This window comes from Polaromonas sp. JS666, from assembly GCF_900103405.1.
GTDB lineage: Bacteria > Pseudomonadota > Gammaproteobacteria > Burkholderiales > Burkholderiaceae_C > Polaromonas.
Genome location: NZ_FNHX01000002.1, coordinates 247,646 through 273,354, shown reverse-complemented (window position 1 = coordinate 273,354; position 25,709 = coordinate 247,646). Strand labels below are relative to the sequence as shown.

At 66.0% G+C, this 25,709-nt stretch carries 26 protein-coding genes and 1 tRNA gene; 18 read left to right on the top strand and 9 right to left on the bottom strand.

Features of this window, described 5'->3' with window-relative positions:
* The first annotated feature begins 141 nt into the window (after nucleotides 1-141).
* The 6 genes from cysS (at nucleotide 142) to BLQ85_RS05650 (ending at nucleotide 5,812) form a co-directional block, all read left to right on the top strand.
* Nucleotides 142-1,518 (top strand): cysteine--tRNA ligase, encoded by a 1,377-nt coding sequence (cysS, locus tag BLQ85_RS05675; RefSeq protein ID WP_074575369.1) that lies wholly within the window; start codon nucleotides 142-144, stop codon nucleotides 1,516-1,518.
* Nucleotides 1,519-1,579: 61 nt separating this feature from the next.
* Nucleotides 1,580-2,305, top strand: coding sequence for a DNA-3-methyladenine glycosylase family protein (locus tag BLQ85_RS05670; protein ID WP_007870432.1), 726 nt, complete (start codon nucleotides 1,580-1,582; stop codon nucleotides 2,303-2,305).
* 10 nt (nucleotides 2,306-2,315) lie between these two features.
* Complete coding sequence (locus BLQ85_RS05665; protein WP_007870434.1) at nucleotides 2,316-3,293, top strand: acetyl-CoA carboxylase carboxyltransferase subunit alpha; 978 nt, start codon at nucleotides 2,316-2,318, stop codon at nucleotides 3,291-3,293.
* 30 nt (nucleotides 3,294-3,323) lie between these two features.
* A complete protein-coding gene (gene tilS / locus BLQ85_RS05660; protein ID WP_074575368.1) occupies nucleotides 3,324-4,283 on the top strand; it encodes a tRNA lysidine(34) synthetase TilS in 960 nt (319 codons plus the stop codon).
* 132 nt (nucleotides 4,284-4,415) lie between these two features.
* Nucleotides 4,416-5,684: an aspartate kinase gene (locus tag BLQ85_RS05655; RefSeq protein ID WP_074575367.1), complete on the top strand. Its 1,269-nt coding sequence runs from the start codon at nucleotides 4,416-4,418 to the stop codon at nucleotides 5,682-5,684.
* Nucleotides 5,685-5,719: 35 nt separating this feature from the next.
* Nucleotides 5,720-5,812 (top strand) — tRNA-Ser (locus BLQ85_RS05650).
* 298 nt (nucleotides 5,813-6,110) lie between these two features.
* On the opposite strand, the gene BLQ85_RS24165 is transcribed toward BLQ85_RS05650, so the two are convergent.
* Nucleotides 6,111-6,527, bottom strand: a complete 417-nt coding sequence (locus BLQ85_RS24165; RefSeq protein ID WP_139200902.1) for a hypothetical protein — start codon at nucleotides 6,525-6,527, stop codon at nucleotides 6,111-6,113.
* 113 nt (nucleotides 6,528-6,640) lie between these two features.
* Here BLQ85_RS24165 and BLQ85_RS24160 point away from each other — a divergent pair, with 113 nt between their 5' ends.
* Entirely contained in the window at nucleotides 6,641-6,853 is a 213-nt protein-coding gene (locus BLQ85_RS24160) for a hypothetical protein (RefSeq protein WP_139200901.1), read from the top strand.
* Nucleotides 6,854-7,009: 156 nt separating this feature from the next.
* Here BLQ85_RS24160 and bla read toward each other — a convergent pair whose 3' ends face one another.
* Nucleotides 7,010-7,918, bottom strand: a complete 909-nt coding sequence (gene bla / locus BLQ85_RS05645; RefSeq protein ID WP_083336754.1) for a class A beta-lactamase — start codon at nucleotides 7,916-7,918, stop codon at nucleotides 7,010-7,012.
* A gap of 111 nt (nucleotides 7,919-8,029) precedes the next feature.
* Between bla and BLQ85_RS05640 the strand changes: the two genes are divergently transcribed.
* Complete coding sequence (locus tag BLQ85_RS05640; protein ID WP_074575366.1) at nucleotides 8,030-8,893, top strand: LysR family transcriptional regulator; 864 nt, start codon at nucleotides 8,030-8,032, stop codon at nucleotides 8,891-8,893.
* Between the two features lie 30 nt (nucleotides 8,894-8,923).
* On the opposite strand, the gene BLQ85_RS05635 is transcribed toward BLQ85_RS05640, so the two are convergent.
* Nucleotides 8,924-9,319 (bottom strand): response regulator, encoded by a 396-nt coding sequence (locus BLQ85_RS05635; protein ID WP_074575365.1) that lies wholly within the window; start codon nucleotides 9,317-9,319, stop codon nucleotides 8,924-8,926.
* Nucleotides 9,320-9,526: 207 nt separating this feature from the next.
* On the opposite strand from BLQ85_RS05635, the gene BLQ85_RS05630 reads away from it, so the two are divergent.
* Nucleotides 9,527-10,426 (top strand): LysR family transcriptional regulator, encoded by a 900-nt coding sequence (locus tag BLQ85_RS05630; protein WP_074575364.1) that lies wholly within the window; start codon nucleotides 9,527-9,529, stop codon nucleotides 10,424-10,426.
* Between the two features lie 123 nt (nucleotides 10,427-10,549).
* Here the strand turns inward: BLQ85_RS05630 and BLQ85_RS05625 are convergent, their stop codons facing one another.
* A complete protein-coding gene (locus BLQ85_RS05625; protein ID WP_074575363.1) occupies nucleotides 10,550-11,761 on the bottom strand; it encodes a D-amino acid dehydrogenase in 1,212 nt (403 codons plus the stop codon).
* A 258-nt stretch (nucleotides 11,762-12,019) separates the two neighbouring features.
* On the opposite strand from BLQ85_RS05625, the gene BLQ85_RS05620 reads away from it, so the two are divergent.
* Entirely contained in the window at nucleotides 12,020-12,913 is an 894-nt protein-coding gene (locus BLQ85_RS05620; protein WP_007870531.1) for a transporter substrate-binding domain-containing protein, read from the top strand.
* Between the two features lie 186 nt (nucleotides 12,914-13,099).
* Nucleotides 13,100-13,837: an aspartate/glutamate racemase family protein gene (locus tag BLQ85_RS05615; RefSeq protein WP_074575362.1), complete on the top strand. Its 738-nt coding sequence runs from the start codon at nucleotides 13,100-13,102 to the stop codon at nucleotides 13,835-13,837.
* Between the two features lie 7 nt (nucleotides 13,838-13,844).
* On the opposite strand, the gene BLQ85_RS05610 is transcribed toward BLQ85_RS05615, so the two are convergent.
* The 3 genes from BLQ85_RS05610 to BLQ85_RS05600 are packed head-to-tail and all read right to left on the bottom strand — an operon-like array spanning nucleotide 13,845 to nucleotide 16,433.
* Nucleotides 13,845-14,246, bottom strand: a complete 402-nt coding sequence (locus tag BLQ85_RS05610; RefSeq protein ID WP_074575361.1) for an RNA-binding S4 domain-containing protein — start codon at nucleotides 14,244-14,246, stop codon at nucleotides 13,845-13,847.
* 52 nt (nucleotides 14,247-14,298) lie between these two features.
* Nucleotides 14,299-15,732: a sensor histidine kinase gene (locus BLQ85_RS05605; protein ID WP_074575360.1), complete on the bottom strand. Its 1,434-nt coding sequence runs from the start codon at nucleotides 15,730-15,732 to the stop codon at nucleotides 14,299-14,301.
* Entirely contained in the window at nucleotides 15,729-16,433 is a 705-nt protein-coding gene (locus BLQ85_RS05600) for a response regulator transcription factor (protein WP_083336753.1), read from the bottom strand. The genes BLQ85_RS05605 and BLQ85_RS05600 overlap by 4 nt, the downstream gene beginning before the upstream one ends.
* A 152-nt stretch (nucleotides 16,434-16,585) precedes the next feature.
* Between BLQ85_RS05600 and BLQ85_RS05595 the strand changes: the two genes are divergently transcribed.
* The 5 genes from BLQ85_RS05595 to BLQ85_RS05575 all read left to right on the top strand — a co-directional run bounded on the left by BLQ85_RS05595 (nucleotide 16,586) and on the right by BLQ85_RS05575 (nucleotide 21,888).
* On the top strand, nucleotides 16,586-17,545 hold the full coding sequence (locus BLQ85_RS05595) for a Bug family tripartite tricarboxylate transporter substrate binding protein (RefSeq protein WP_007870542.1): 960 nt from the start codon (nucleotides 16,586-16,588) through the stop codon (nucleotides 17,543-17,545).
* 136 nt (nucleotides 17,546-17,681) lie between these two features.
* Nucleotides 17,682-18,206 (top strand): tripartite tricarboxylate transporter TctB family protein, encoded by a 525-nt coding sequence (locus tag BLQ85_RS05590; RefSeq protein ID WP_074575359.1) that lies wholly within the window; start codon nucleotides 17,682-17,684, stop codon nucleotides 18,204-18,206.
* 1 nt (nucleotide 18,207) lies between these two features.
* The gene (locus tag BLQ85_RS05585) at nucleotides 18,208-19,710 is read left to right on the top strand and encodes a tripartite tricarboxylate transporter permease (RefSeq protein ID WP_074575358.1); all 1,503 of its coding nucleotides are present in this window, start codon (nucleotides 18,208-18,210) and stop codon (nucleotides 19,708-19,710) included.
* Between the two features lie 25 nt (nucleotides 19,711-19,735).
* Nucleotides 19,736-20,761 (top strand): tripartite tricarboxylate transporter substrate binding protein, encoded by a 1,026-nt coding sequence (locus BLQ85_RS05580; RefSeq protein WP_074575357.1) that lies wholly within the window; start codon nucleotides 19,736-19,738, stop codon nucleotides 20,759-20,761.
* Nucleotides 20,762-20,910: 149 nt separating this feature from the next.
* Nucleotides 20,911-21,888 (top strand): Bug family tripartite tricarboxylate transporter substrate binding protein, encoded by a 978-nt coding sequence (locus BLQ85_RS05575; protein WP_074575356.1) that lies wholly within the window; start codon nucleotides 20,911-20,913, stop codon nucleotides 21,886-21,888.
* Nucleotides 21,889-21,896: 8 nt separating this feature from the next.
* Here BLQ85_RS05575 and hemH read toward each other — a convergent pair whose 3' ends face one another.
* Nucleotides 21,897-23,018, bottom strand: a complete 1,122-nt coding sequence (gene hemH / locus BLQ85_RS05570) for a ferrochelatase (RefSeq protein WP_074575355.1) — start codon at nucleotides 23,016-23,018, stop codon at nucleotides 21,897-21,899.
* A gap of 33 nt (nucleotides 23,019-23,051) precedes the next feature.
* On the opposite strand from hemH, the gene BLQ85_RS05565 reads away from it, so the two are divergent.
* Both BLQ85_RS05565 and BLQ85_RS05560 read left to right on the top strand, forming a co-directional pair.
* Nucleotides 23,052-23,747, top strand: coding sequence for an HAD family hydrolase (locus BLQ85_RS05565; protein ID WP_074575354.1), 696 nt, complete (start codon nucleotides 23,052-23,054; stop codon nucleotides 23,745-23,747).
* A 40-nt stretch (nucleotides 23,748-23,787) separates the two neighbouring features.
* Nucleotides 23,788-24,420, top strand: coding sequence for a glutathione S-transferase family protein (locus BLQ85_RS05560; protein ID WP_074575353.1), 633 nt, complete (start codon nucleotides 23,788-23,790; stop codon nucleotides 24,418-24,420).
* A gap of 6 nt (nucleotides 24,421-24,426) precedes the next feature.
* Here BLQ85_RS05560 and hpnE read toward each other — a convergent pair whose 3' ends face one another.
* Nucleotides 24,427-25,707, bottom strand: a complete 1,281-nt coding sequence (gene hpnE, locus BLQ85_RS05555) for a hydroxysqualene dehydroxylase HpnE (RefSeq protein WP_074575352.1) — start codon at nucleotides 25,705-25,707, stop codon at nucleotides 24,427-24,429.
* Between the last annotated feature and the right edge of the window lie 2 nt (nucleotides 25,708-25,709).

The window sequence follows — 25,709 nt, the reverse complement described above, 5'->3', positions numbered from 1 at the left end:
CTTTTCCGTTTTGTCGCAGGTTTTTGCGCGTATGCCAACCGGCCCTTGTCCGCCCTTGGTGTCCGTGAGATAAACCTTCCTGTTCCCCCTGTCCAATTGATAGTCGGTTTTCGACCGATGTCTCCCGCCGCCCCAATTTTCATGAGCCTTCGCATTTACAACACGCTGTCGCGTGCCGTGGAAGAATTTTCCCCCCTGGAGCCCGGCCATGTGCGCATGTATGTGTGCGGCATGACGATTTACGACCTGTGCCACATCGGCCATGCGCGCATGATGATGGCTTTCGACGTGGTCCAGCGCTGGTTCAAGGCCAGCGGCCTGCGCGTGACCTATGTGCGCAACATCACGGACATCGACGACAAGATCATCAAGCGGGCGGTCGAGCGCGGCATCAGCATCCGGGCGCTGACCGACGAGATGATCCAGGCCATGCACCAGGACATAGGCGCGCTGGGCATGGAGCCGCCCTCACTGGAGCCGCGCGCCACCGAATACGTGCCGCAGATGCTGGGCCTGATCGCCACCCTCGAGGGCAAAGGCCTGGCCTATAAGGGCTCGACCGGCGACATGAACTATGCGGTGCGCAAGTTTCCCGGCTACGGCAAGCTCTCGGGCAAGTCCCTGGACGAGCTGCGCGCCGGCGAGCGCGTGGCGGTGCTGGACGGCAAGGACGACCCGCTGGACTTCGTGCTCTGGAAGAGCGCCAAGCCCACCGAGCCTGAAGACGCCAAGTGGGACAGCGATTACGGCCCGGGCCGCCCCGGCTGGCACATCGAGTGCTCGGCCATGAGCTGCCAGACCCTGGGCGAGACCTTCGACCTGCACGGCGGCGGCGCCGACCTGCAGTTCCCGCACCATGAAAACGAGATCGCCCAGAGCGAAGGCGCCAGCGGCAAGCCGCTGGCCCGTTTCTGGGTGCACAACGGTTTTGTGCGGGTGGACAACGAAAAAATGTCCAAGTCGCTGGGCAACTTCTTCACCATCCGCGACGTGCTCACGCGCTACGACGCCGAGACCATACGCTTCTTCCTGGTGCGCACGCATTACCGCAGCGCCCTGAACTACAGCGACGCCCACCTGGACGATGCCCGCAGCGCCCTCAAGCGCTTGTACACCGCGCTGGACGGGGTCGCAGCGGACACCGTTGCCATCGACTGGGCACAGCCCTTCGCCGCCCGCTTCAAGGCGGCCATGGACGAGGACTTCGGCACGCCCGAGGCGGTGGCCGTGCTGTTCGACCTGGCCGGGGAAGTCAACAAGACGCGCTCGCCCGCGCTGGCGGGCCTGCTCAAAAGCCTGGGGGGCTGCCTGGGCCTGCTGCAGGGCGAGCCCGGCGCCTATTTGCAGGCCGGCGCCGGCCTGGACGAGGCCAGCATCCAGGGCCTGATCGCCCAGCGCGCCGCCGCCAAGGCCGCGAAAAATTTCGCCGAGGCCGACCGCATCCGCCAGGATTTGCTGGCCCAGGGCATTGTGCTCAAGGACTCCGCCGCCGGCACGACCTGGGAGGCCCAGTCGTGAGCCTTGCCCGACCGGTCGGCCCCTGGCCGCCGCTGAACCCGCAGACCCTGCGCAAGGCGCCATGAAACAGGTCGTCAAAAGCGGCCCCGCCAGCGCCGAGCTGGCCGATGTGCCGGGCCCGGTCGCCGCGGCCCCCGCCTACTGGGCCGAGGCCTGCAAGCACCTGGTCAAGAAGGACCGCGTGATGAAGCGCCTGATCCCGCAGTTCGGCGACGCCCACCTGCAGGCCCGCGGCGACGCCTTCAGCACGCTGGCGCGCAGCATCGTGGGTCAGCAGATCTCGGTCAAGGCCGCGCAAACGGTGTGGCACCGCTTCGAGGCCCTGCCCAAAAAGATGACGCCGGCCAATGTGCTCAGGCTCAAGGTCGACGACATGCGGGCCGCCGGCCTGAGCGCGCGCAAGGTCGAATACCTGGTCGATTTGGCCATCAATTTCGACGCCGGCACGGTGCACGTGAAGGACTGGCAGTCCATGGACGACGAGGCCATCATCGCCGAACTCGTGGCCATCCGCGGCATCGGGCGCTGGACGGCCGAGATGTTTTTGATCTTTTACCTGATGCGTCCCAATGTCCTGCCGCTGGACGACATCGGCCTGATCAGTGGCATCAGCCAGAACTATTTTTCCGGCGAATCCGTCAGCCGTAGCGACGCGCGCGAGGTGGCCGCCGCCTGGGCGCCGTACTGCAGCGTCGCAACTTGGTATATTTGGCGCTCGCTGGATCCCTTGCCGGTCCTGGGTGCCCCTGGCGGCACCGAGCAAGATCTAAGTTTGAAGAAGCCCTGAGGAGCAACACATGGCGAAGAAAACCTTCCTTGATTTCGAGCAGCCGATCGCGGAACTCGAAGGAAAAATTGAAGAACTGCGCTACGTCCAGACCGAGTCGGCCGTCGATATCTCCGAGGAGATCGACCAGCTGGCCAAAAAAAGCCAGCAACTCACCAAAGACATCTACAGCGACCTGACGCCCTGGCAGATCACCAAGATCGCCCGCCACGCCGAGCGTCCCTACACGCTGGACTACATCAACGAAATCTTCACCGATTTCGTCGAGCTGCACGGCGACAGGCACTTCGCCGACGACCTGTCCATCGTCGGCGGCCTGGCCCGCTTCAACGGCACCGCCTGCATGGTGCTGGGCCACCAGAAGGGCCGGGACACCAAGGAACGCGGCCTGCGCAACTTCGGCATGAGCAAGCCCGAGGGCTACCGCAAGGCGCTGCGCCTGATGAAGACCGCCGAGAAGTTCAAGCTGCCGGTGTTCACCTTCGTCGACACGCCCGGCGCCTATCCCGGCATAGACGCCGAGGAGCGCGGCCAGTCCGAGGCCATAGGCCGCAACATCTTCGAGATGGCGCAGCTTGAAGTGCCCATCATCACCACCATCATCGGCGAGGGCGGCTCCGGCGGCGCGCTGGCGATTTCGGTGGCCGACCAGGTGGTGATGCTGCAGTACTCGATTTATTCCGTCATCAGCCCCGAGGGCTGCGCCTCCATCCTCTGGAAGACCTCTGACAAGGCCCAGGAAGCGGCCGAAGCCCTGGGCATCACCGCGCACCGCCTCAAGGCCTTGGGCGTGATCGACAAGATCGTCAACGAGCCCGTGGGCGGCGCCCACCGCGACCACAAGCAGATGGCGGCCTTTCTCAAGCGCGCCCTCAACGACGCCTTCCGCCAGGTCAGCGACCTGAAGGTCAAGGAGCTGCTGGACCGCCGCTACGAACGCCTGCAAAGTTATGGCCGCTTTACCGACACCAAGGCCGACGCTAAATAAACCGCCGGCTGGCTTCACGCCGGGCACGGCGTGAGCGGCCCTAACCCGGCGCTGGCGGCGCTGGAATCCCTTGATCCCGTTTTGCCTGTGGGCGTGGCCTACAGCGGCGGCGCTGATTCCACGGCGCTGCTGCTGGCCGCCGCACAGCGCTGGCCGGGGCAGGTGACCGCGCTGCACATCCACCACGGCCTGCAGGCCGCCGCCGACGACTTCGCGCGGGTTTGCGAGGACACCTGCGCGCGCCTGAAGGTGCCGCTGCAGGTGCTGCGCGTGCAGGCCGGCAACGCGGCGGGCCAGAGCCCCGAGGATGCGGCGCGGCTGGCGCGTTACGCCGCGCTGGCGCAGGCCGCCACCGAAAAAGGCCTGGGAGCCGTACTGCTGGGCCAGCATGCCGACGACCAGGTCGAAACCCTGCTGCTGGCGTTAAGCCGCGGCGCGGGCCTGCCGGGCCTGGCCTCCATGGCCGCGCGCTTTGAGCGCGGCGGCGTGCTGTTCCTGCGGCCGCTGCTGCAAATCCCCGCCGCGGCCCTGCGCGCCTGGCTGCTGGAGCAGCAGATCCCCTTTGTCGACGACCCGACTAACAGCGACGAGCGCTACACCCGCAACCGCATACGCGCCCGCCTGCTGCCGGCCCTGGCCGAATCCTTTCCGCAGTTTCGCGAAACCTTCGCGCGCAGCACCCAGCACGCGGCCCAGGCGCAGGCCCTGCTGGCCGAGGTGGCCCGTGAAGACCTGGCGCGCGTCGGTACGCCGCCCGCCATCACGGCCCTGCAGGCGCTTTCCGCGCCGCGCCAGGCCAATGTGCTGCGCCACTGGCTGCTGGAGTCGCATGGCGCCACGCCCAGCGCCGCGCAGCTCGAGCAGCTGCTGTCGCAAATCGCCGCCTGCACCACCCGCGGCCACCGCATCCACCTCAAGGTGGCAAGCGGCCACGTCACCCGGGCTGGCGCCACCTTGCGCTATGAGGCCGCGGCGGATAAGCCGGCTTAACCAGGTAGTAGTCCTCGGTATAATTGAAGGCTTTGCTGGCGCCGCAGCACCGTCAAAAGCCTCTCAATGAGCGCTTTTTGCCGGTAACAGCCCGCAAAAAATTCGCAAACAACTTCTGATTGACATCCTGCAATGGCATTGATCGTTCATAAATACGGCGGCACGTCGATGGGCTCGACCGAGCGCATCCGCAACGTGGCCAAACGCGTGGCCAAGTGGGCGCGGGCCGGCCACCAGATGGTCGTCGTCCCCAGCGCCATGAGCGGCGAAACCAACCGCCTGCTGGGCCTGGCCAAGGAACTGGCGCCCGCCAAGGCCGGCGACGCCTACAGCCGCGAACTCGACGCCCTGGCCGCCACCGGCGAACAGGCCTCCAGCGCCCTGCTGGCCATTGCGCTGCAGGCCGAAGGCATGCAGGCCGTGAGCTATGCCGGCTGGCAGGTCACCATCAAGACCAACAACGCCTATACCAAGGCCCGCATCGAGTCCATCGACGACGAGCGCGTGCGCGCCGACCTGGATGCCGGCAAGGTCGTCATCATCACGGGCTTCCAGGGCGTGGACGAGGGCGGCAACGTCACCACGCTGGGCCGCGGCGGCTCCGACACCTCGGCGGTCGCCATCGCCGCGGCGCTCAAGGCGCATGAATGCCTGATCTACACCGACGTCGACGGCGTCTACACCACCGACCCGCGCGTGGTGCCCGAGGCGCGCCGCCTGCACACCGTGAGCTTCGAGGAGATGCTCGAGATGGCCTCCATGGGCTCCAAGGTGCTGCAGATCCGCTCGGTGGAATTCGCCGGCAAATACCGGGTGCCGCTGCGCGTGCTGTCCAGCTTCACTGAATGGGACATCGACATCAACGAAGAAGCCAAGTCTGGCACTTTGATCAGCTTTGAGGAAGACGAAAACATGGAACAAGCCATCGTATCGGGCATCGCTTTCAACCGCGATGAAGCCAAAATCTCCGTGCTCGGCGTGCCCGACACCCCCGGCATCGCCTACCAGATCCTGGGCGCTGTGGCCGACGCCAACATCGAAGTCGATGTCATCATCCAGAACATCAGCAAGGACGGCAAGACCGACTTCAGCTTCACCGTCCACCGCAACGACTACTCCAAGGCCGTCGACCTGCTCAAGACCCAGGTCGTTCCCAAGCTGGGCGCCCAGGAAGTCACCGGCGACGCCAAGATCTGCAAGGTCAGCATCGTCGGCATCGGCATGCGCAGCCACGTGGGCATCGCCAGCAAGATGTTCCGCGTGCTGAGCGAGGAGGGCATCAACATCCAGATGATCTCCACCAGCGAAATCAAGACCTCCGTGGTCATCGACGAGAAGTACATGGAGCTCGCCGTGCGCGCCCTGCACAAGGCTTTTGACCTGGACCAGCCGTCCACCTGAAAATGGCCCGCAAGTCGTGAGATAATCGATTTATTGGAAACGTGACCGAGTGGCCGAAGGTGCTCCCCTGCTAAGGGAGTATGGGGTGTAGAGCCTCATCGAGGGTTCGAATCCCTCCGTTTCCGCCAAAACTACCGACTCTCTCCGCAAGGAGGAGTCGGTTTTTTTATGTCCTGCGCCGTCAGCCACCGCGCACGGCTGGCGAGACCAGTCCCGCTGTGGATTTTCGCGCTTGTTTGATCCGTTTTTTCATCGAGCGCTGGGCCACCGGTGGTGCTCTTTTGCGCAGGACTGGCGATCCACATTTCAGGGTTTTGATGGGGTCAAGCGACTGCGAAAAAGGTAGGTCACAGCAACGCGAAACTTAACACCATGGAAGCCTGACGCTTTGAGAATACTGAAAATGCCTCTTGATACGGCAAAGCATCATGAATACTTCACCTGCGACATGGGGAGCAATGCTTCACTATTTAGGCCGTCAATATCTGTATCAAGTGTGACGGAAACGCCCCTCGTCAGGGAGTCTATTCGGGCCTCAAAAATCTTCAGGGCATCGCTTTCATTTGATGTTGCCGAAATAATTGCACTTCGGGTCCCCGATACGGGGTCGGTCGCAATTAATGAATAGCCGCCCCTCTGATCCGGCTCCCAGGTCTGCCCAGGCCGCAAGGAGGAAGCCAAGATAGCGGTAATGGCGAATACCCAAATACCGTCGCGACCCTTTTGTCCACCGCAAGTGGTGTAGCGAGAGAACCATTTAGGCAAAGAGTCCCTCGGATGTACTTTAAAAAACGCATCCATGAATATTTCGCCGGCAGCATCAAACTCTTTCTTGTCATTCATTGCCAACACCCGTTCTAAAGTAGTTTCTCCGCTTGCGACGCATAATACTCGCGCTCGCGTCCGCATCTAACGATGGATGGCTCCACAATACCGGTGAGTCATAGGTAGTAAACATGAAATTCTTTGTCCTCGGTCTTGTGCTTCTTGTCGGTGGCATTCCACTAATGAATGTCAACTTTTATCTAGGCTGGGCATCAATTGGCGTTGGTGCAATACTGGCCCAATGGTTTAGAGGCGATGTAGTGGCTGCTCAGCGCCGCAGGTTGATGCAACGGCTCGAGGAAGCTGAAACAAAAGCAGAGCTAAGGAAGCAAGAAAAGAGATGAGAGCACTCGGGGTAAAAAAACCGGCAGTTGCCGGTTTCCAGATGTCCTATTTGCCTTGATCGGCGGTAAGTAGCGCATCGAGGGTTCGAATCCCTCCGTTTCCGCCAGTATAAAAAGCCGCCTTAGGGCGGCTTTTTTGCGTCTGCCAAAAACTCATCACTGCACCAAAGCCGCCGCAAGCTGCCCCACCTGTGCCAGCGCGGCATCGCGTTGCGCAGCCGGCTGTTTGGTGCCGGTAAGGTAAGCCGCCACCAGCAAAGGCGCGCGCCCACCAGGCGGCCAGATCAGGCCCACGTCGTTGGTGGAGCCGCGGGCCCCGCTTCCTGTCTTGTCGCCGACACGCCAGCCCGGCGGCAGCAGGGCGCGCAGGCGGCGGTCGCCGGTGGTGTTGGCTTGCAGCCATTGGACTAGCAACTGGCGCGAGGCATCGGACAGCGCCGAACCCAGTGTGAGCTTGTGAACCGTCGCCAGCATGGCGTCCGGCGTCGTGGTGTCGCGAACGTCGCCGGGCGCTGATTCATTGAGTTCGGGCTCGGTGCGGTCCAGCCTTGTCATCTTGTCGCCCAGGCCGCGCAGGTAGGCCGTGAGCCCGGCCGGGCCGCCGAAGCTGGCCAGCATCAGGTTGGCGGCGGCGTTGTCGCTGACGATGATGGACGCTTCGCACAGCGCGGCCATGGGCAAGCCTTGCGGGCCTATGTGCTGCTGTGTGGTGGGCGAGTGGGGCAGGATGTCGCCGGCCGCGATGGGGATTCTTCGGCCCAGCTGCTCCTGGCCGCTATCGACGCGATGCAGCACCAGGGCGGCCGCCAGCAGCTTGAAGGTGCTGCACATCGGAAAGCGTTCGCCGGCGCGGTAGCCGTATTTCGCGCCGCTGCCGGTGTCGAGCATGGAAACGCCCAGCCGGCCGCCGCTGGTTTTCTCGATGGCCACCAGGCGCCGGGTGACGGATGCCGGGGTCGAACTACCGGGCCTGCCGCCGGCGCCCAATGATTTCTGGGTGTAACCGAACAGCCCGCCCGCGACCACCAGCCCGCCCAGCGCACCTGAAAACTGCCGTCTCTGCATGTGTTTTCCTCTGAAGTTATTGAACAAGGCCGTGACGATAACAAGGGCCCGGCGATCCAACAAACGGCAATAATCAAGGCTATCCATAAGTAAATCTGGGGCTTGACGCTTATGCACCTTCCTCTGAATGCCTTGCGCGCCTTTGAGGTCTCGGCCCGGCACCTGAGCTTCACGCGGGCGGCCGATGAGCTCAACGTGACGCAGACCGCCATCAGCCAGCATGTGAAGAACCTCGAGGAGCGCATGGGCGTGCCGCTGTTTCGCCGACTGCCGCGCGGCCTCGCGTTGACCGACGAGGGCCTGGCCTTGCTGCCGGTGCTGGCGGAGTCTTTCGGCCGCATGGGCTCGGTGCTGGAGCAGTTCAAGGACGGGCAATTCCGCGAGGTACTGACGGTGGGCGCGGTCGGCACTTTCGCCGTCGGCTGGCTGATTCCGCGCCTGCGGGATTTCCAGCGCGCCCATCCTTTTATCGACTTTCGCCTCTTCACCAACAACAACCGCGTCGACCTGGCCGGCGAGGGCCTGGACTACGCGATCCGCTTCGGTGACGGCGCTTGGCACGGCACCGAGGCCGAGCCCCTGCTGGTGTCGCCGCTGTCGGCCATGTGTTCGCCCGCGCTGGCACGGGGCCTGCGCGAGCCCGCCGACCTGGCCAGGGAGCTGCTGCTGCGCTCCTACCGGGCCGATGAATGGGCGCGCTGGTTTGCCGCGGCCGGGGTGGCCTGCCCAGTGGTCAGGGGTGTGGTGTTTGATTCTTCGCTGACCATGGCCGAGGCGGCCGCGCAGGGCGCCGGTGTGGCGCTGCTGCCGGTGAACATGTTCGCGCGTGAACTGCAGGGCGGGCGCCTGGTGCGGCCGTTCGCGGTGGAAATCGAAACCGGCGGCTACTGGCTGACCCGGCTCAAATCGCGGCGGGCGACGGCGGGCATGCGCATCTTCCGGGACTGGCTGCTGGCCGCGGCGGCCGCCGCGTGATTCAGGTGTGCCGGCGGCCTGCCGGCTGCTTCACCACTGCGTAGAGCCCGCGGCCCGCTCGACTTCCTCGAGCGCGTAGCGGGTGAACTCGTCGATCTCATTGGACTTGTCGAACACCGCATCGGCCCCTATGGCCAGGCAGCGTTCGCGCACGGCGGGCGTGGCGTAGTTGGTCAGGACGATGACCTTTTGCCGCAAGTCCCTCTCGCGGCAATTCATCACCACACCCAGGCCGCTGCCCTCGAGCAAAAACAGGTCGACGATGGCGAGGTCCCAGGAGGCCTTGTTCTCGTTCAGCCACTGGACCGCTTCGCTTTCCTTGCTGGCCCAGCCCACGATGCGCGCGCGAGCCAGTTCCTCCAGCGATTCCGCGAGGCTGTCGCGGATGACGGGGCTGTCTTCAACCAGGTAGATTCTGAGGCGCATGCAGCTTGGGGTAACGGGGATTCGGGTCCGGCGGAATATGCCGCAGTTTACTGAGCGAACGCGTATTTCCGACTCGGGAAAAACGTGGACGGACGATTATGAAACAAAGCGTGAAAAAATCCCCGGGGCCGAGCGACCTTCGCGCCTTGGGGCCTGTTCGCCATAATTCGCGGTGTTCCACGCCGAAACAGATTACGGACCCCCATCATGCGCCTGCGCCACATCGAAGTCTTCAACGCCGTCATGTTGACCGGCAGCGTGAGCGGGGCTGCTCGCCTGATCAACGTCACGCAGCCGGCCGTGAGCCGCATCCTGCAGCATGCGGAACTGCAGCTGGGTTTTGCGCTGTTCCAGCGCAGCAAGGGCCGGCTGACGCCGACCTCCGAAGCGCTGACGCTGTACCCACACATCGAGCGCCTGTTCGCCCAGCTCGACGAAGTGCAGCGCCTGGCCGCCAACCTCAAGACCGGCGGCAGCGCGGGGGAACTGCGCATCCTCACGGTGCTGGCGCTCAGTTATGAAATCCTGCCGCACGCCATCAAGCTGTTTCGCGTCAAGCATGCCGACGTGGCTATCACCCTGCAGGCCCTGCATTCGCCGCAAATCGTCTCGGCGCTCGCGTTGCAGGAGGCCGATGCCGGCTTTCTGTTCAGCCCGGTCGCGCATTCGGCGCTGGCGCAGGAGCACCTGGCCGACGGCCGCATGGTCTGCGTGGCGCCCAAGGGCATGCTGGCTTCGCGCCTGGTCAAGCGCGGCAGCGTCACGCTGGCCGACTTGAGCAAGTCGCCGGTGGTCGGGCTGGATGCGCTGGACCCGGTGGGCCGCAGCCTCAACCAGGCCTGCCGCGAAGCCGGTGTGGGCCTGGAGTTCCCCATCACGGTGCAGACCTACCACTCGGCGCTGGCGCTGGCCCACCACGGGCTGGGCATCGCCGTGATCGATACCTGCACCGCGGCCTCGGCCGACCCGGCGCGCGTGGACGTGCTGGAGCTGGAGCCGCTGATCCCCGTGCCCATCAAGGCCTTGTTCCCGGCCGGCAAGCCCGGCTCGGTGGTGGTCAGGGCGTTTGTGCGCTGCTTCCAGCAGGCCTTGACGCAGCGCGCCTGAAACCCTAGGTGCGGCTTGCTGGTCTCTTCGCAAGAAACAGCGCGGAACCGGCTTTGCCGGGCCGCTGCTGTTGCCCCCTGCGGGGGGATCCGGCTACACGAAGTGAGCCGGGAAGGGGGTAACTTACCTCGCGATCATGCGGCTGATGCGCTGCGCCGAACCGAAGGCCAGGGTAAAGCCCAGCGCGCCGTGGCCGGTGTTGAAGAACAGGTTGTCCGGCCCTTTGGCGTGCCGGCCTATCACCGGCAGGCCGGTGGGTGTGGCCGGGCGCATGCCGGCCCAGGGGTGCAGGTTGTCAAAGCGGCTGCAGCCCGGGAAAACCGTCTCGGTCGAAGCCTGCAGCGAGGCGATCTGCGCCGGGTCCACGGCCGTGTCGTAGCCCGAGAGTTCGGCCATGCCGGCCACGCGCAGGCGCGAGCCTATGCGGGCGAAAACCACCTTGCGCGCGCTGTCGGTCACGCTGACCGAGGGCGCCGCATGCTCCGCGGGGGCGACGTCCACCGTGATGCTGTAGCCCTTGAGCGGATAGACCGGCAGGTGCAGGCCCAGGCCCTGCGCCACCAGGGCCGAATTTGCGCCCAGCGCCATGACAAAACGCTCGGCCTCGATGTGGCCTTGCGGCGTGGCCACGGCGGCGAGGGACTTGCCGCGCTGCACCAGCTGCTCTATGGGCGTGCCCAGCAGAAAGCGCACGCCCAGCCGGCGCAGCACCACCCCCAGCGCGTCGCAGGTTTTCTGGCAGTCGGCCGCGCACTCGCCGGGTGTGTAGATGGCGCCGGCGATCTGCCCATGGCGGCTTTTGAGCGCGGGCTCTATCTCCACGCAGCGGTCGGCGTCGACGGCTTCCTGGTTGCTGCCCAGTTCGCGCTGCAGCAGCATCTGGCGCTGCGCGGCCGCGAAAGCGGCTTCGTCGGAATACAGCACCAGCTTGCCGGTGGCGGAGAAATCGTTGTCGAGTTTTTCCTCGGCCATCATGGCGTCGAAGGACTGGCGGCTCAGCGCCGCCAGCGACAGCAGCTGGCCCGTGGTGCCCCGCGAGGTCTTGCTGTTGCAGGCTGCAAGGAAGCGCAGGCCCCACAGCCACTGCCGCGTGTCCAGGCGCGGGCGCAGCTTGAGCGGCGAGGAGGGCGACAGCAGCAGCTTGGGCAGTTGCCGCCAGATGGCCGGGTCGGCCAGCGGCTGGACGTAAGAGTAGCTCAGCTGGGCGCCGTTGCCGCCGCTGGCGCCGCTGCCGGGGCTGGCGCGGTCCACCACCGTGACTTCATGGCCGGCGCGGCGCAAGCTGTAGGCGGTCGCGAGGCCCACGATTCCCGCACCAAGCACGCACACATGCATAAAAACCCTTGTTGTTTCTCGAATGGACGCGACTGTACGCAAGGCGCGCGGGTTTGAACAATGCTGAATTCGCCCACGGCCATGACCTTTGGTTATGCCCCGGGCCCCATGGCGGTGCGCTTGGGTAAACCATGAGTTTTTGTCATGGGTTTGACGCGAAAATGAATGACACGCCGGGCGCGGCTCTTCCTACACTAGCGATGCCTGCTTACTCCCGGTTACCGAAACTACCAACCCATTGCCCCCGAAAGGACACGCATGAAATTCACTACCCTCATGAGCGCCGTGCTGCTGACAGCCGGCCTGGCCGCCAACGCGGGCGCGCAAACCGTGCCGACGCTGAAGAAGGTCGCCGACAGCAACAAGATCACGGTGTCCTATCGCGAGGCATCGGTGCCTTTCAGCTACCTGATCGGCTCCAAGACCTCGGTGGGTTTTTCCGCGGAACTGACCGAAGCCATCATTGACGACGTGCGCAAAAAGGTGAAAAAGCCCAACCTCGAAGTCGCCTACATGCCCGTGACCTCGCAGAACCGCATCCCGCTGCTGGTCAACGGCACTTACGACCTCGAGTGCGGCTCGACCACCAACAACTCCGCGCGCGGCAAGGACGTGGCCTTTGCCATCAACCACTTCTACACCGGCACACGCCTGCTGGTCAAAAAATCGTCCGGCATCAAGAACTACGCCGACCTGGCCAAAAAGACGGTGGCCAGCACCACCGGCACCACCAATGCGCAGGTGATCCGCAAGTACAGCGCCGACAAGAAGCTGGACATGCAACTGATCCTGGGCAAGGACCATGACGACTCGCTGCTGCTCGTCGAAAGCGACCGCGCCCTGGCCTTCGCCATGGACGACATCCTGCTGTTCGGCCTGATGGCCAATTCCAAGAACCCGGCCTCGCTGGAAGTCGTCGGCGACTCGCTGCAGGTAGAGCCCTATGCCTGCATGCTGCGCAAGGACGACCCCGAGTTCAAGAAGCTGGTCGACGGCACCATCACCCGCCTGATCAAGTCCGGCGAGTTCACCAAGATGTACGCCAAGTGGTTCACCTCGCCGATCCCGCCCAAGGGCGTGAACCTGAACCTGCCTATGAGCGAGGAGCTCAAGGCCAACCTCAAGGCGCTGAGCGACAAGCCGGCGCTGTAAGCCCGCCGGGGAGCGCCGGCGCGCCGCTCCCCGTTGATGGCTTCACGCCATCCCGCTGCCGGCCTCGGTGAGGACGGCAGTTCTTCCCCCCCAACAACATGAAACGGCCAGATGCCCTGAGGCACAGGCGGCCGGCGTTCGCCTGGATTTTGCTGTCCGGGCCCACTCACACTGAAAGGCAATGACATGAACAGACCCCGCGTGGTCGGCATCCTGGGCGGCATGGGGCCTGCCGCGGGCGCGGATTTTGCGCGCCTGTTTGTCCAGGCTTGCGCAGACCACATGCGCGCGCTGGACATTCCGGTGTCGGACCAGGGCTTTCCCGAGCACTGGCTGGCTCAGGTGCCGGTGCCCGACCGCAGCACGGCGCTGGAGCTGCCCGGGCCGGGCGGCCACCAGCCGCTGGACCCCATGCTGCAGGCCATGGGCAAGCTGGCGGCCCTGGGCGCTACCACGGTCGCGGTGGCCTGCAACACCGCCCACGCCTGGCACGGCCAGCTGCAGGAGCGTTTCCCGCAGCTCGAAGTGCTGCACGTGGCCCGCGAGGTGGCGCGGACGCTGGCCGCGCGCGGCGTGCGCGAAGTGGGACTGCTGGCCACCGAGGGCACTTACCGCGCGGGGCTCTACGACCAAGCGCTGCGCCAGGCCGGCCTGCAGTGCCATACACCCACGGCCGAAGAACGCGAACGCCTGATGCGCGGCATTTATGAGGGCGTGAAAATGGGCAACATGGCCCTGGCGCGCGAATGCTTCACGGGCGTAGCCGAGGCGCTGGCCGCGCGGCATGGGCTTTCCACGCTGATACTGGGCTGCACCGAGATACCGCTGGCGCTCAGCGTGGTGCCCGGCATGGAAACACTGGACTTGGTGGACCCGGCCGCGTTGCTGGCGCAGGCTTTGGCACAGCGGGCCTACGCGGCTTGAGCGGCTCTTAGTCCGCCGACGCGCTCCAGCGGTTATTCCAGGCTTTGTCCAGCGTGCGGCGGTCGCGCTTGGTGGGGCGGCCGTGTTCCTGGGCGCCGGCCGGGTCGCTGTTCAGGCGGCGCTGCTCGGCGGCCTCGGCCTTCAGGCGCAGGCTTTCCTCGGTTTCTTCATAGAGCTGCTGGGCCACCGGGGCTGAGCCGCGCTGGCTGCTGATGCCGCGTACCACCACGGTGCGGTTGACCTGGCCCTGGCGCAGCGACACGGTGTCGCCGGACTTGACCTCGCGCGCGGGCTTGGCTTCGGCACCGTTGACCTTGACCCGGCCCCTGTCGATTTCCTCGACCGCGAGCGCGCGGGTTTTGTAAAAGCGGGCGGCCCACAGCCATTTGTCGATGCGCAATTTATCCATTGGCGGCTATTTTGAACCAAGACCCAACGCCCCTGCCGGGCGCGTGGGCGCTTCAGGCCGTGGGCAGGCGGACCACCGCGTCCAGCCCCGTGACCTGGCCGTGCACGACGCGGTTTTCCAGGGTGATGCTGCCATGCATGGTTTCGACGATCTCGCGGCAGATGGCCAGCCCCAGGCCGGAGCCGTGGCGCACGTCGCCCGCCGAAAACGGCTCGTAAAGCCGCGCCGACAGCTCGGCCGACACGCCGGGCCCGCTGTCGCTCAAGGTCATCGCGACAAAGCTGGCGTCGCGCACGATGCGCACGGCCAGCGGGCCGCCGGCCGGCGTGTGCTTGATGGCGTTGTGCAGCAGGTTGCGCGTGAGTTCGCCCAGCATCCATTCATGCGATCTGACCTGGGCGGGCACGGTTTCTATCTCGAAGTCGATGTCTTTTTCGGCGATCAACGGTGAGAGGTCCAGCGCCACCGAGCGCACTACCTGCGCCAGGTCTATGGCCTGCAGGTCGGCCTGCTGGCGCAGTTGCTCCACCTTGGCCAGCGCCAGCATCTGGTTGGCCAGCACGGTGGCGCGGTCCACGGTCTGGTTGATCTCGCCGAGCGCGTCGCGCGCCTCCATGTCGCCGCGCAGCGCCGACTGCACCTGTACCTTGAGCACCGCCAGCGGCGTGCGCAGCTGGTGAGCCGCGTCCCGCACAAAACGTTTCTGGTTGTCCAGCAGGTGCTGCAGCCGACCCATGACCTGATTGGTCGCCTCGATCAGCGGCAGCAGCTCGCGCGGCGCGTCGGGGGCGGCAATGGCCGTCAGGTCGCCCTCGGGGCGCGCCTTGAGCTCGCCGCTGAGCCGGCGTACCGGCCGCGTGGCGCGCTGCACCACGACCACCGCGACCAGGGCGATCACTGCCAGCAGCACGGCCTGGCGCCACAAGGTGTCAAAGAGGATCTTGCGCGCCAGCGTCTTGCGCAGCTCCAGGGTCTCGGCCACCTGCACCACGGCCATGGCCCGGCCCTTGCCGCTGGCCACGGGCTGCAGCAGCACGGCGACGCGAACCGGTTCCTCGCGGAACACGTCGTCGTAAAAATCCACCAGCGCCGAATACGGCGGGCGTATCGGGATCTCGCCGCGCCAGAAGGGCAGTTGCGCAAAACCCGAGACCAGCTCCCCCTTGAGGCTGGAGACGCGGTAGAACAACCGGCTCTGGTTGTCGGCCTCGAAGGCCTCCAGCGCCGCATAGGGCACGGTCACGCGCAGTTCGGACTGTTCGTCGTAGCCGGTCACGTCGAGCTGTTCGCCTATGGATTTGGCCGAGGCCAGCAGGGTGCGGTCGTAGGCGGTGTTGACCGCGGCCAGCGCCTGGCGGTACAGGCTGGCGGTGTTCACGATGATCAGCAGGCCGACGGGAAGCAGGATGCCGGTCAGCAGATAACGCCGTAGCGAGATGGCCCGCTGGCTTGTGGGTTCGGGCGGCACAGGCTCCCGGTCGCTCATGCATCCACTTTCAGCAGGTAGCCCAGGCCGCGCAAGGTGACCAGGGTGACGCCGGTCTGGGCCAGCTTTTTGCGCAGGCGGTAGACCACCACTTCCACGGCCTCGTACTGCACGTCGGTTTCGCCGGGAAACACCAGTTCGAAGAGGCGCTCCTTGGACACGGCGTGGCCCAGTTTGCCTATCAGGGTCTGCAGCAGGGCCAGCTCGCGCGGCGTGAGTTCCAGCACCTGGTCGCGGTGGTAGATGGCGCCGCTTTCTTTGTCATAGCGCAGGTGGCCGACGAATTGGGGCGCGGCGCCGGGCTCCGCGCCGGCCGCGGGGCGGCGCCGGCTCAGGGCGCGCAGCCGCGCCTCGAGTTCGTCCAGGTCAAAGGGCTTGGGCAGGTAGTCGTCGGCGCCGGTGTTCAGGCCGACGATGCGGTCGCCTACGGTGCCGCGGGCCGTGAGGATCAGCACCGGGGTCGTCAGGCCCTGGCCGCGCGCCTGCGCCAGCACCTGCAGGCCGTCCAGGCCGGGCAGGGTCAGGTCCAGCACCACCACGTCGGGCTGTGTGGCCTTCCACTGCGCCAGGGCCTGGCGGCCGTCGGTGCAGCTGAAAACCTCCATGCCGCGCCGGCCCAGGGCGCGCTGCAGCGCCGCCTGCATGGAGGCGTCGTCCTCCACCAGCAGCAGTTTGACCGTGGACATCACCGTGGGCATCATGGGTTAGGGCCTGTTTGGGCCTGTTAACAGGCCCTAGACATTAGCACTTTCCCCAGTCCCGCCGGACAGCCGTTTGACAGCCAGGGGGTGCATGATAGGCGGGTTATCAGCCATCCGGGCGCCCCAGGCGCCCATCCACAGGAGACATTCCCATGCGTCGCGATACCTTTCTGAAATCCCTGGCGGCCCTGGCCGCGACCGGTGCCTTGCCCCTGTCGGCCTCCGCGGCCGCCAACATCAAGATGTTGATTCCGGCCAATCCCGGCGGCGGCTGGGACACCACGGGCCGCGCCCTGGGCAAGGCCATGACCGACTCCAAGGTTGCCGACACGGTGACCTACGACAACAAGGGCGGCGCCGCCGGCGCGCTGGGCCTGGCCCAGTTCGTCAACGGCTCCAAGGGTGACCCCAACGCGCTGATGGTGATGGGCGCTGTGATGCTGGGCGGCCTGATCACCGGCAAGCCGCCGGTGAGCCTGTCGCAGGCCACGCCGATCGCGCGCCTCTCAAGCGAATACAACGTGTTCGTGCTGCCCGCCAATTCGCCCTTCAAGACCATGAAGGACGTGGTCGACCAGCTCAAGAAAGACCCCGGCAGCGTGAAGTGGGGCGGCGGTTCGCGCGGCTCCACCGAGCACATCGCCGCGGCCATGATCGCGCAGAAGGTCGGCGCCGATCCTTCCAAGATCAACTACGTCGCCTTCCGCGGCGGCGGTGAGGCCACGGCGGCCATCCTGGGCGGCAACGTCACGGTGGGCGGCAGCGGCTACAGCGAGTTCGCCGAGTACATCAAGGCCGGCAAGATGCGCGCCATCGCCGTGACCTCCGGCAAGCGCCTGCCGGGCGTGGACGTGCCCACGCTCAAGGAGCAGGGCATAGACGTGGAAATCGGCAACTGGCGCGGCGTCTACGGCGCCCCCGGCATCACGGCCGAGCAGCGCAAGGCCCTGACCGACCTGGTGCTGGCTGCGCTGAAGTCGCCGGCCTGGGCCGAAGCCGTGAAGAAGAACGACTGGACGCCTGCCGTCCTGTCGGGCGAGGCTTTTGCCAAGTTCGTCGATGACGACTTCGCCGCCCTGCGCGCCACCATGGTCAAGTCCGGCATGGTCTGAGCCTTCGGGCCTTCGCACGCGCAAGTGTGCAAGGGCGCCACGCCGTCCCGGGTTCAGATTTGATGAAAATTTGACGAAAGGGCGGCGTGCCGCCAGACTGTTCACGTCCGTCCCACGTCTTTCGGGAACTATAACGATGACAACAACAACTTCGGATCCCTCGGCCGCCTGGCCGCAAACCCTGGTCGGCGCCGGCGTGCTGCTGACCGGCCTGGCGCTGGCCTTCGGCGCGATCAGCATCTCCTCCGAGGCCGGCTACGGCGGCGTCGGCCCCAACTTCCTGCCCTGGCTGGTCTCCGTCGGCCTCACGGTTTGCGGCGCCTGGATCATCTGGGAAGCGCGCAGCGGCGGCTTTCGCGAGCTGGATCCTCCTTCCGGCGCCGCGCAGGCCTACTGGCCCGGTTTTGCCTGGGTTTCGGCGGGGCTGCTGCTCAATGCGGCGCTGATCACCACCATAGGCTTCATCCTGAGCTGCACGCTGTGCTACCTGCTGGCGGTGCAAGGCCTGCGCCGCGCCAGCGGCCAGACGGGCGTCAATGCACCGCGCACCTGGGCCACCGACCTCGTGGTGGGCCTGCTGATTTCCGCGCCGGTCTTCTGGATGTTCACCAAATTCCTGGCGATCAACCTGCCGGGCCTGACGAACACGGGGTGGATCTGACATGGACATCTTCAATGCCCTGATGGCGGGTTTCGCCACGGCGATCACGCCGGTCAACCTGATCTGGTGCCTCGTGGGCTGTGCCCTGGGCACGGCCGTGGGCGTGTTGCCCGGCATAGGCCCGGCGGTGGCGGTGGCCATGCTGCTGCCCATCACCGCCAAGGTCGACATCACCGCTTCGATGATTTTTTTCTCGGGCATCTACTACGGCGCCATGTACGGCGGCTCCACGACCTCCATCCTGCTGAACACGCCCGGCGAAACCGCCAGCATGGTCACGGCCATGGAGGGCAACAAGATGGCCAAGAGCGGGCGCGCCGGCGCGGCGCTGGCCACGGCGGCGATAGGCTCGTTTGTGGCAGGCACCATCGCCACCGTCATCGTCACGCTGTTCGCCCCCTTTGTGGCGGAGTTCGCCGTCAAGCTGGGCCCACCCGAGTATTTCCTGCTGATGCTGCTGGCCTTCACCACGGTGAGCGCCGTGCTGGGCAAAAGCACCTTGCGCGGCATGACGGCGCTGCTGGTCGGCCTGGCCGCCGGCTGCGTCGGCCTGGACCAGATTTCGGGCCAGGGCCGCTACACCGGCGGCATCCCGGAACTGCTGGACGGTATTGAAATTGTGCTGGTGGCCGTGGGCCTGTTCGCGGTGGCGGAAGTGCTGTACGCCGTGCTCTACGAGGGCAAAACGGTGGAAGACCAGAACAAGCTCAGCCGCGTGCACATGACCAAGGCCGACTGGAAGCGGTCCATCCCCGCCTGGCTGCGCGGTACCGCGATCGGCACGCCTTTCGGCTGCATCCCGGCCGGCGGCACCGAGATACCGACCTTCCTGAGCTACGCCACGGAAAAGAAACTGGCGAGCCCCGAGATCAAGTCCGAGTTCGGCGGCAAGGGCGCCATCGAAGGCGTGGCCGGCCCCGAGGCGGCCAACAACGCCACGGTGACGGCGGCGCTGATCCCGCTGCTCACGCTGGGCATCCCGACCTCGAACACTACGGCCATCCTGCTGGGCGCTTTCCAGAACTACGGCATCCAGCCCGGCCCGCAGCTGTTCACCACCTCCGCCGCGCTGGTGTGGGCGCTGATCGCCTCGCTGTACATCGGCAACGTCATGCTGCTGGTGCTCAACCTGCCCATGGTGGGCCTGTGGGTCAAGCTGCTGAAGATCCCCAAGCCGCAGCTCTATGCGGGCATCCTGATCTTCGCGACGGTGGGCGCCTACGGCATGCGCCAGAGCGCCTTCGATTTGTTCCTGCTCTATGCCATCGGATTGCTGGGCGTGCTGATGCGCCGTTTCGACTTTCCCACCGCGCCCGTGGTGGTCGGCATGATCCTGGGCCCTCTGGCGGAGGCGCAGCTGCGCAACGCCGTGTCGATAGGCGAGGGCAGCGCCATGGTGTTTTTCCAGCGCCCCATGTCGATCACGCTGGTCGTGATTGTGGTGGCGGTACTGGTACTTCCACGCCTTGCCAAATACTGGACGAGGAGCAAAACTGTAAGCTGAGGTTCCAACAACAGAAGGAGACGACATGCTGACCATCAAACGACGCGCTGCCCTGGAAAAACTCGCAGGGCTGGGATTGGCGACATGGGGCGGGGCCATCCCCGCGTGGGCGCAGACGGCGGCCAAGCCGCCGGCGGCCGCGCAACCCAAAGCCAAGGTGGTCAAGCTGGCGCCCAAGCTGCGCATCGTGATCCCGGCCAATGCCGGGGGTGGTTGGGACCAGACCGGCCGCGCCCTGGGCACGGCGCTGGTGGGTGCCGGCGCGGTGGATGAGATCGAGTATGAAAACAAGGGCGGCAAGGGCGGCACCATAGGCTTGGCCTACTATGCCGAAAAATACAGCGGCGACGCCAACACCCTGCTGATGGGCGGCATGGTGATGGTGGGCGCGGTGGCCTTGCAAAAGCCCGCCGTGGACATGAGCCGCATCCGCCCGATCGCGCGCCTGACCAGCGACTACCTCGTGGTGGTGGTCGCCGCCAATTCGCCGGTGCGCACGATTGCGGACCTTGCCGGCCGCATGCGCGCCAATCCCAAGGACGTTCCCATCGCGGGCGGCTCCGCCGGCGGCGTGGACCATGTGTTCGCCGGTGTGTTCACCCGCGCGGCCGGCAGCAAGCCGGAAGAACTGGTGTACCTGCCCTTTGCCGGCGGCGCCGAAGTGGTGCAGGCCGTGCTGGGCGGCAAGGCGGCGGCCGGCATTTCGGGCTACAGCGAATTCGCCGACGAGCTGGCCAGCGGCAAGCTGCGCGCCATCGGTGTGTCGTCCAAGCGCACGGTGTTCGGCATTCCCTCCATCCGTGAGCAGGGGGTGGACGTGGACATGGCCAACTGGCGCGGTGTCTTCACCGGCCAGAACGTGGCCGAGGCGCGCCAGGCGGAAATGCTGGAGGCCGTGAAGGCGGCCACCGGCCATGAGTCCTGGCAGAAAACGCTCAAGCAGAACCACTGGGAGTCTTCGCTGCTTTCGGGCCCCAGCCTCGCGAGTTTTATCGATTTCGACCTGACCACTTCGCGGGTCATGGTGCATTTGCTCAAGCTCAAGGCCTGAGCCCGCACGCGCCCCGGGTGCATGCCCGGGTGCCTGTGCCTCTGCGTGTGGCATGAAAAGTGCTCCGGTGCAAGGGTCCGGGCACTGGATCAAACACCTAGCCATTGCCATGGAAACTCCATCTACCATGGCCTTGGGAGGAAAAAGACATGCTGACCATCCAACGACGCTCGGTTCTGGGTGCACTCGCCGGCCTCGGAATGGCCGCACCGCTTTGGGCCCAGTCCGCACCCAAGGGCAAGCTGGCGCCCAAGCTGCGCATCGTCATTCCCGCCATGTCCCGCACCGCGCTCGACGAAGCCGGCCGAGCCCTCGGTGATGCGCTGGTGGGCCAGGGCCTGAGCGACGAGATCGAATACGAGAACAAGGAAGGCGGCAGCGGCACCGCGGGCCTGGCCTGGTATGTGCAGAAGTACGGCGCCGACCCCAACGCCTTGTTCATGGGCGACAGCAACCTCGTTGGCGCGCTGGCATTGCAAAAGCCGGCCGTGGACCTCAGCAAGGTCAAGCCGATTGCGCGCCTGACCAGCGACTACCCGGTGGTCGTGGTGGCGGCCGCATCGCCGCTCAAGACCATCAACGAGCTGGTGGAGCGCCTGCGCAGCAATGCCAAACAGACGCCCATGGCCATAGGCGCGGTTGGCGGCGCCGATCATGTGTTTGCGGGTCTCTTGGCCAAGGCCGCCGGCGCCAAGCCGGAAGACGCGGTTTACCTGCCGTTCGCGCGCAACTTCGAGCTGGTCGATGCGGTGATGGGCGGCAAGGCGGCGGCCGGCGTTTCGAGCTATGGCACCTTCAGGGCGGAGCTGGCCGGCGGCAAGCTGCGCGCCCTCGGTGTCTCTTCCAAAAAAGCCGCTTACGGCGTCAAGTCGGTGCGCGAGCAGGGCCTGGACGTGGATCTCACCAACTGGCGCGCTGTGTTCACCGGCGCCGGCGTGCCGGCCGCGCGCCAGGCCGAGATGGTGGAGGGCGTGAAGGCTTCACTGGCCTATGAGCTCTGGAAGAAGACGCTCAAGGAAAGCTATTGGGAGCAGTCCTGGATGTCGGGGCCGGACCTCGGCAGCTTTATCGACTTCGATGTGAAGACCACGCAGCTGATGGTGCAGCTGCTCAAGCTGAAAGCTTGAGCACCGGCCTATTTCTTCGCACCCAGGGCCAGCGCCCGCTCACGCGAGGCCACCAGCGCCGCCGCATCGGCCTGTTGCACCGGCCAGCCCGCCAGGTGCTGCTGCGTGATCTCAGCCAGCCCCGCGATCCATTCGTGGCTGTCGTTGAGGCAGGGGATGTAGCCGAACTCCTTGCCGCCCGCGCGCAGGAAAGCCTCGCGCGCCTCCATGTTGATCTCTTCCAGTGTCTCCAGGCAGTCGCCGGTAAAACCCGGGCAGATCAAATCGACCCGCTTGACGCCGGCTCGGGCCATGGCCACCAGGGTGGGCTCGGTATAGGGCTCAAGCCATTTGGCCTTGCCGAAGCGCGACTGGAAGGTGACCTTGTACTGCGCGGGCTCCAGGCCCAGTTGCGCGGCCAGCAGGCGCGCGGTCTTGTGGCATTCGCAGTGGTAGCTGTCGCCCAGCGTGAGCGTGCGTTCGGGCACGCCGTGAAAACTCATGACCAGCTGTTCGGCGCGGCCCTCGGTGCGCCAATGCTCGCGCACGCGGGCGGCCAGGGCCTTGATGTAGCCCTCGTGGTCGTGGTAGTGATTGACGAAGCGGAGCTCGGGGATGCGGCGTATGCGCGCCGCCCACTGGTAGACCGCGTCAAACACGCTGGCGGTGGTGGTGCCGCTGTACTGCGGGTAGGCGGGCAGTATGAGCACGCGTTCCACGCCATCGGCCTTGAGCTGGCTCAGCTGCGAGGCGATGGACGGGCTGCCGTAGCGCATGGCGTAGCGCACCTCAACAGGGTGGCCGCGCACCGCCAGGTAGCCGCGCAGCATGGTGGCCTGCTTCTGCGTCCAGACCCGCAGCGGCGAACCCTCCTTCATCCAGATGCTGGCGTATTTGGCGGCCGATTTTTTGGGCCGCACGCGCAGGATGATGCCGTGCAGAATCAGCCACCATAGCGGCTTGGGGATTTCGACCACGCGCGGGTCGCCCAAAAATTCGGCCAGGTAGCGGCGCAGCGCCGGCGCCGTGGCTTCGTCAGGGGTTCCCAGGTTGCACAGCAGCACGGCGGTGGCGGAGGAGGCTGCCGGGCCGACGGGCGGCGCGCCGTGGGAGAAGGGCGGTTCAGGAGCGAAGCGGGGGCGAAAAAACATGGGTTATTCTCGCCTATCCCTTAGTCTTTTCCTATGCTCGACCTGACCACCATCAAAGCCATCACGCTAGACCTCGATGACACGCTGTGGCCCATCTGGCCGGCCATCGAAAGAGCCGAGAAAGCACTGGACGACTGGCTCAGCCAGCATGCCCCCATGACCGCGGCGCTGTTTTCCAACCCCGCCGCGCGGCACGAAATCCGCGAGCATGTCACGCGCTCGCGTCCCGAGCTCAAGTACAACCTCAGCGCCATACGCCGCGAGGCGATACGGCTGGCGCTGTACCGCTCGCGCGAGGACCCCCTGCTGGCCGAGCCCGCCTTCGATGTTTTTTTTGACGAGCGCAACAAGGTCACGCTGTTCGAGGACGCGGTGCTGGCGCTCGAGTTCCTGTCAGACCGGTACCCGCTGGTGGCGGTGTCCAACGGCAATGCCGACATCAAGCGCATAGGCATTGACGGCTATTTCAAGGCCAGCATCAGCGCCCAGCAGTTCGGCGTGGGCAAACCCGACCCGCGCATCTTCCATGCCGCCGCCGGGGCGGTGGAGGTTCTGCCGGGAGAGGTGCTGCATGTGGGCGACGATGCCACGCTGGACGTGCTGGGCGCGCTCAATTGCGGCATGCAGACGGTGTGGGTCAACCGATCCGACCAGTTGTGGGCGCACCCGGCGGTGCCGCACGAGACGGTGGCCACGCTGACCGAGTTGTGCGACCTGTTCCCGCGCTGATACCGGTCGGTGCCTCAGGGCTTTTTCCGAAGGAGCTTGCATGACGCTCAAGATTTATGGAACGGCGGCCTCGCGCGCGGCGCGCCCGCTGTGGCTGGTCCACGAGATGGGCCTGGCCCATGAACACATCCCGCTGCCCTTCACGGGTGGCGCCACGCGCACGCCGGAGTTCCTGGCCATCAACCCGAACGGCCGCATTCCCGTGGTGGACGATGACGGCGTGCTGGTCTGGGAGTCCCTGGCCTGCGTGCTCTACCTGGCCGAGCGTTTCAAGGCGCCCGGGGTGCCGCTGCTGGCCGCGCAGGACCATGCCGAGCAGGCCGAGATTTTGCGCTGGAGCTTCTGGGTGGTTACCGAGTGCGAAAAAGACGCGCTGGCGTTTTTGATGCACCGCATCCTGATGCCGGCCGACCGCCGCAAGCCCCAGTTGGCCGACGATGCCGAGCGCCACCTGCTGACACCGCTGCGCGTGCTCGATCAGCACCTGCAGGCCAGGCCTTACCTGGCCGGCGAGCGTTTCACCGCGGCCGACATCTGCGTGGCCTCGGTGCTGGCCTGGGTGCAGGGCGCGGCCGGGCTGATGGAGAAATGCCCGCGGGTGGATGAGTGGCTGCAGCGCTGCCTGTCGCGGCCGGCTTACCGCACGGTGCGTTTGCTGGCCAAAAGCGCCTGAGGGCGCTTAATGAAGATGCCGGGCTGCCTCCAGCCCTGAGCGCACCGCGCCTTCCAGCGTGGCGGGGTAGGGCCCGGCGATGTAGTCGCCGCAGGCATACAGGCCGGGCGCGACCTCGGCGCCGGGGCGCAACAGGCCGGGCGTGCAGGCAAAGGTGGCGCGCTTTTCCACAATGGTCTGCACAGCCTGCATGGCGCCCAGCCCCAGGTGCCAGAGTTGGGATTTCGCCTGCGCCAGCACCTGTGCGGTCAGCGTGGCGCTGTCGCCGCTGCTGGCGCTGATCACAAAGGCCAGCAGGCCGGCCGGGCCGCCCAGCTGCCCGCGGTCAAACACGAACTGGGCCGGCTCCGCCGCGTTGGATGGCAAGGCCAGCATGGGAAGCGGCAGGCGCGCGCCCGAAGACCAGGCATAGACGGTCGTCAGGGCCTCGTGTTGCAAGCCCTGCGCGCGCGCCAGCCAGTCCGCCGCAGCCACGCCGCTGCCTTCCACCAGGCGTGCGGCCTCTTGCGGCGGGCAGGCCAGCACCACACAGTCGAAGGCCGCGCTGGTATCGGTGCTCACGACCCAGCCCGAGCCGAGAGGCGCGATGGCCTGCACGCGCGCGCCCAGCTGCGGCGCATTGCCCTGCGCGGCCAGCCAGGACAGCGCCGCATCGGGCAGCAGGGTGCTGAGGTCGGTGCGCGGCAGCAGCAGGTTGGAGCCGCCGGTTTCCGAAAAAAGCGCGTCATGCATCACGCGCAGGAACACCTGGCCGCTGGCGCGTTCGGCGGGCGTGTTGAGCGCCGAGACGCACAGCGGTTCGATCAGTGCGGCCATGGCGCCGGGCGCCAGGCCCCGGCACAGGTCGGCCACCGACTCGCCCGGCGCGCACTGGAATTTCTTGAGCTGCCAGCCCACCGCGAGCTTGAGCATGGAAAACTTGTCGCCCAGCGGCCAGTCGCGCGCCAGCAGGATGCCGGCCAGCGCGTCCAGCGGCGCCGGCAGCTGCGGCAGCTTCAGGCCGCCGCCATCGGGAAACTGCAATGTCAGCGGCATCCTCAGCAGCGTGGCCTCGGTGTCCACACCCAGGTCTTTCATCAGGCGCAGCGTTTCGGCGTAAGCACCTATGAGGATGTGCTGGCCGTTGTCCAGCACCACCGGCTCGCCCTGCAGGGTGCCGCCCACGCGGCGCGCGCGTCCGCCGGCGACGCGGGTGGTTTCAAACAGCGTGGCCTGGTAGCCCAGGCGCGTGGCTTCGACGGCAGCGGCGCAGCCGGCCCAGCCCGCGCCTATGACGGCGACTCTCATGA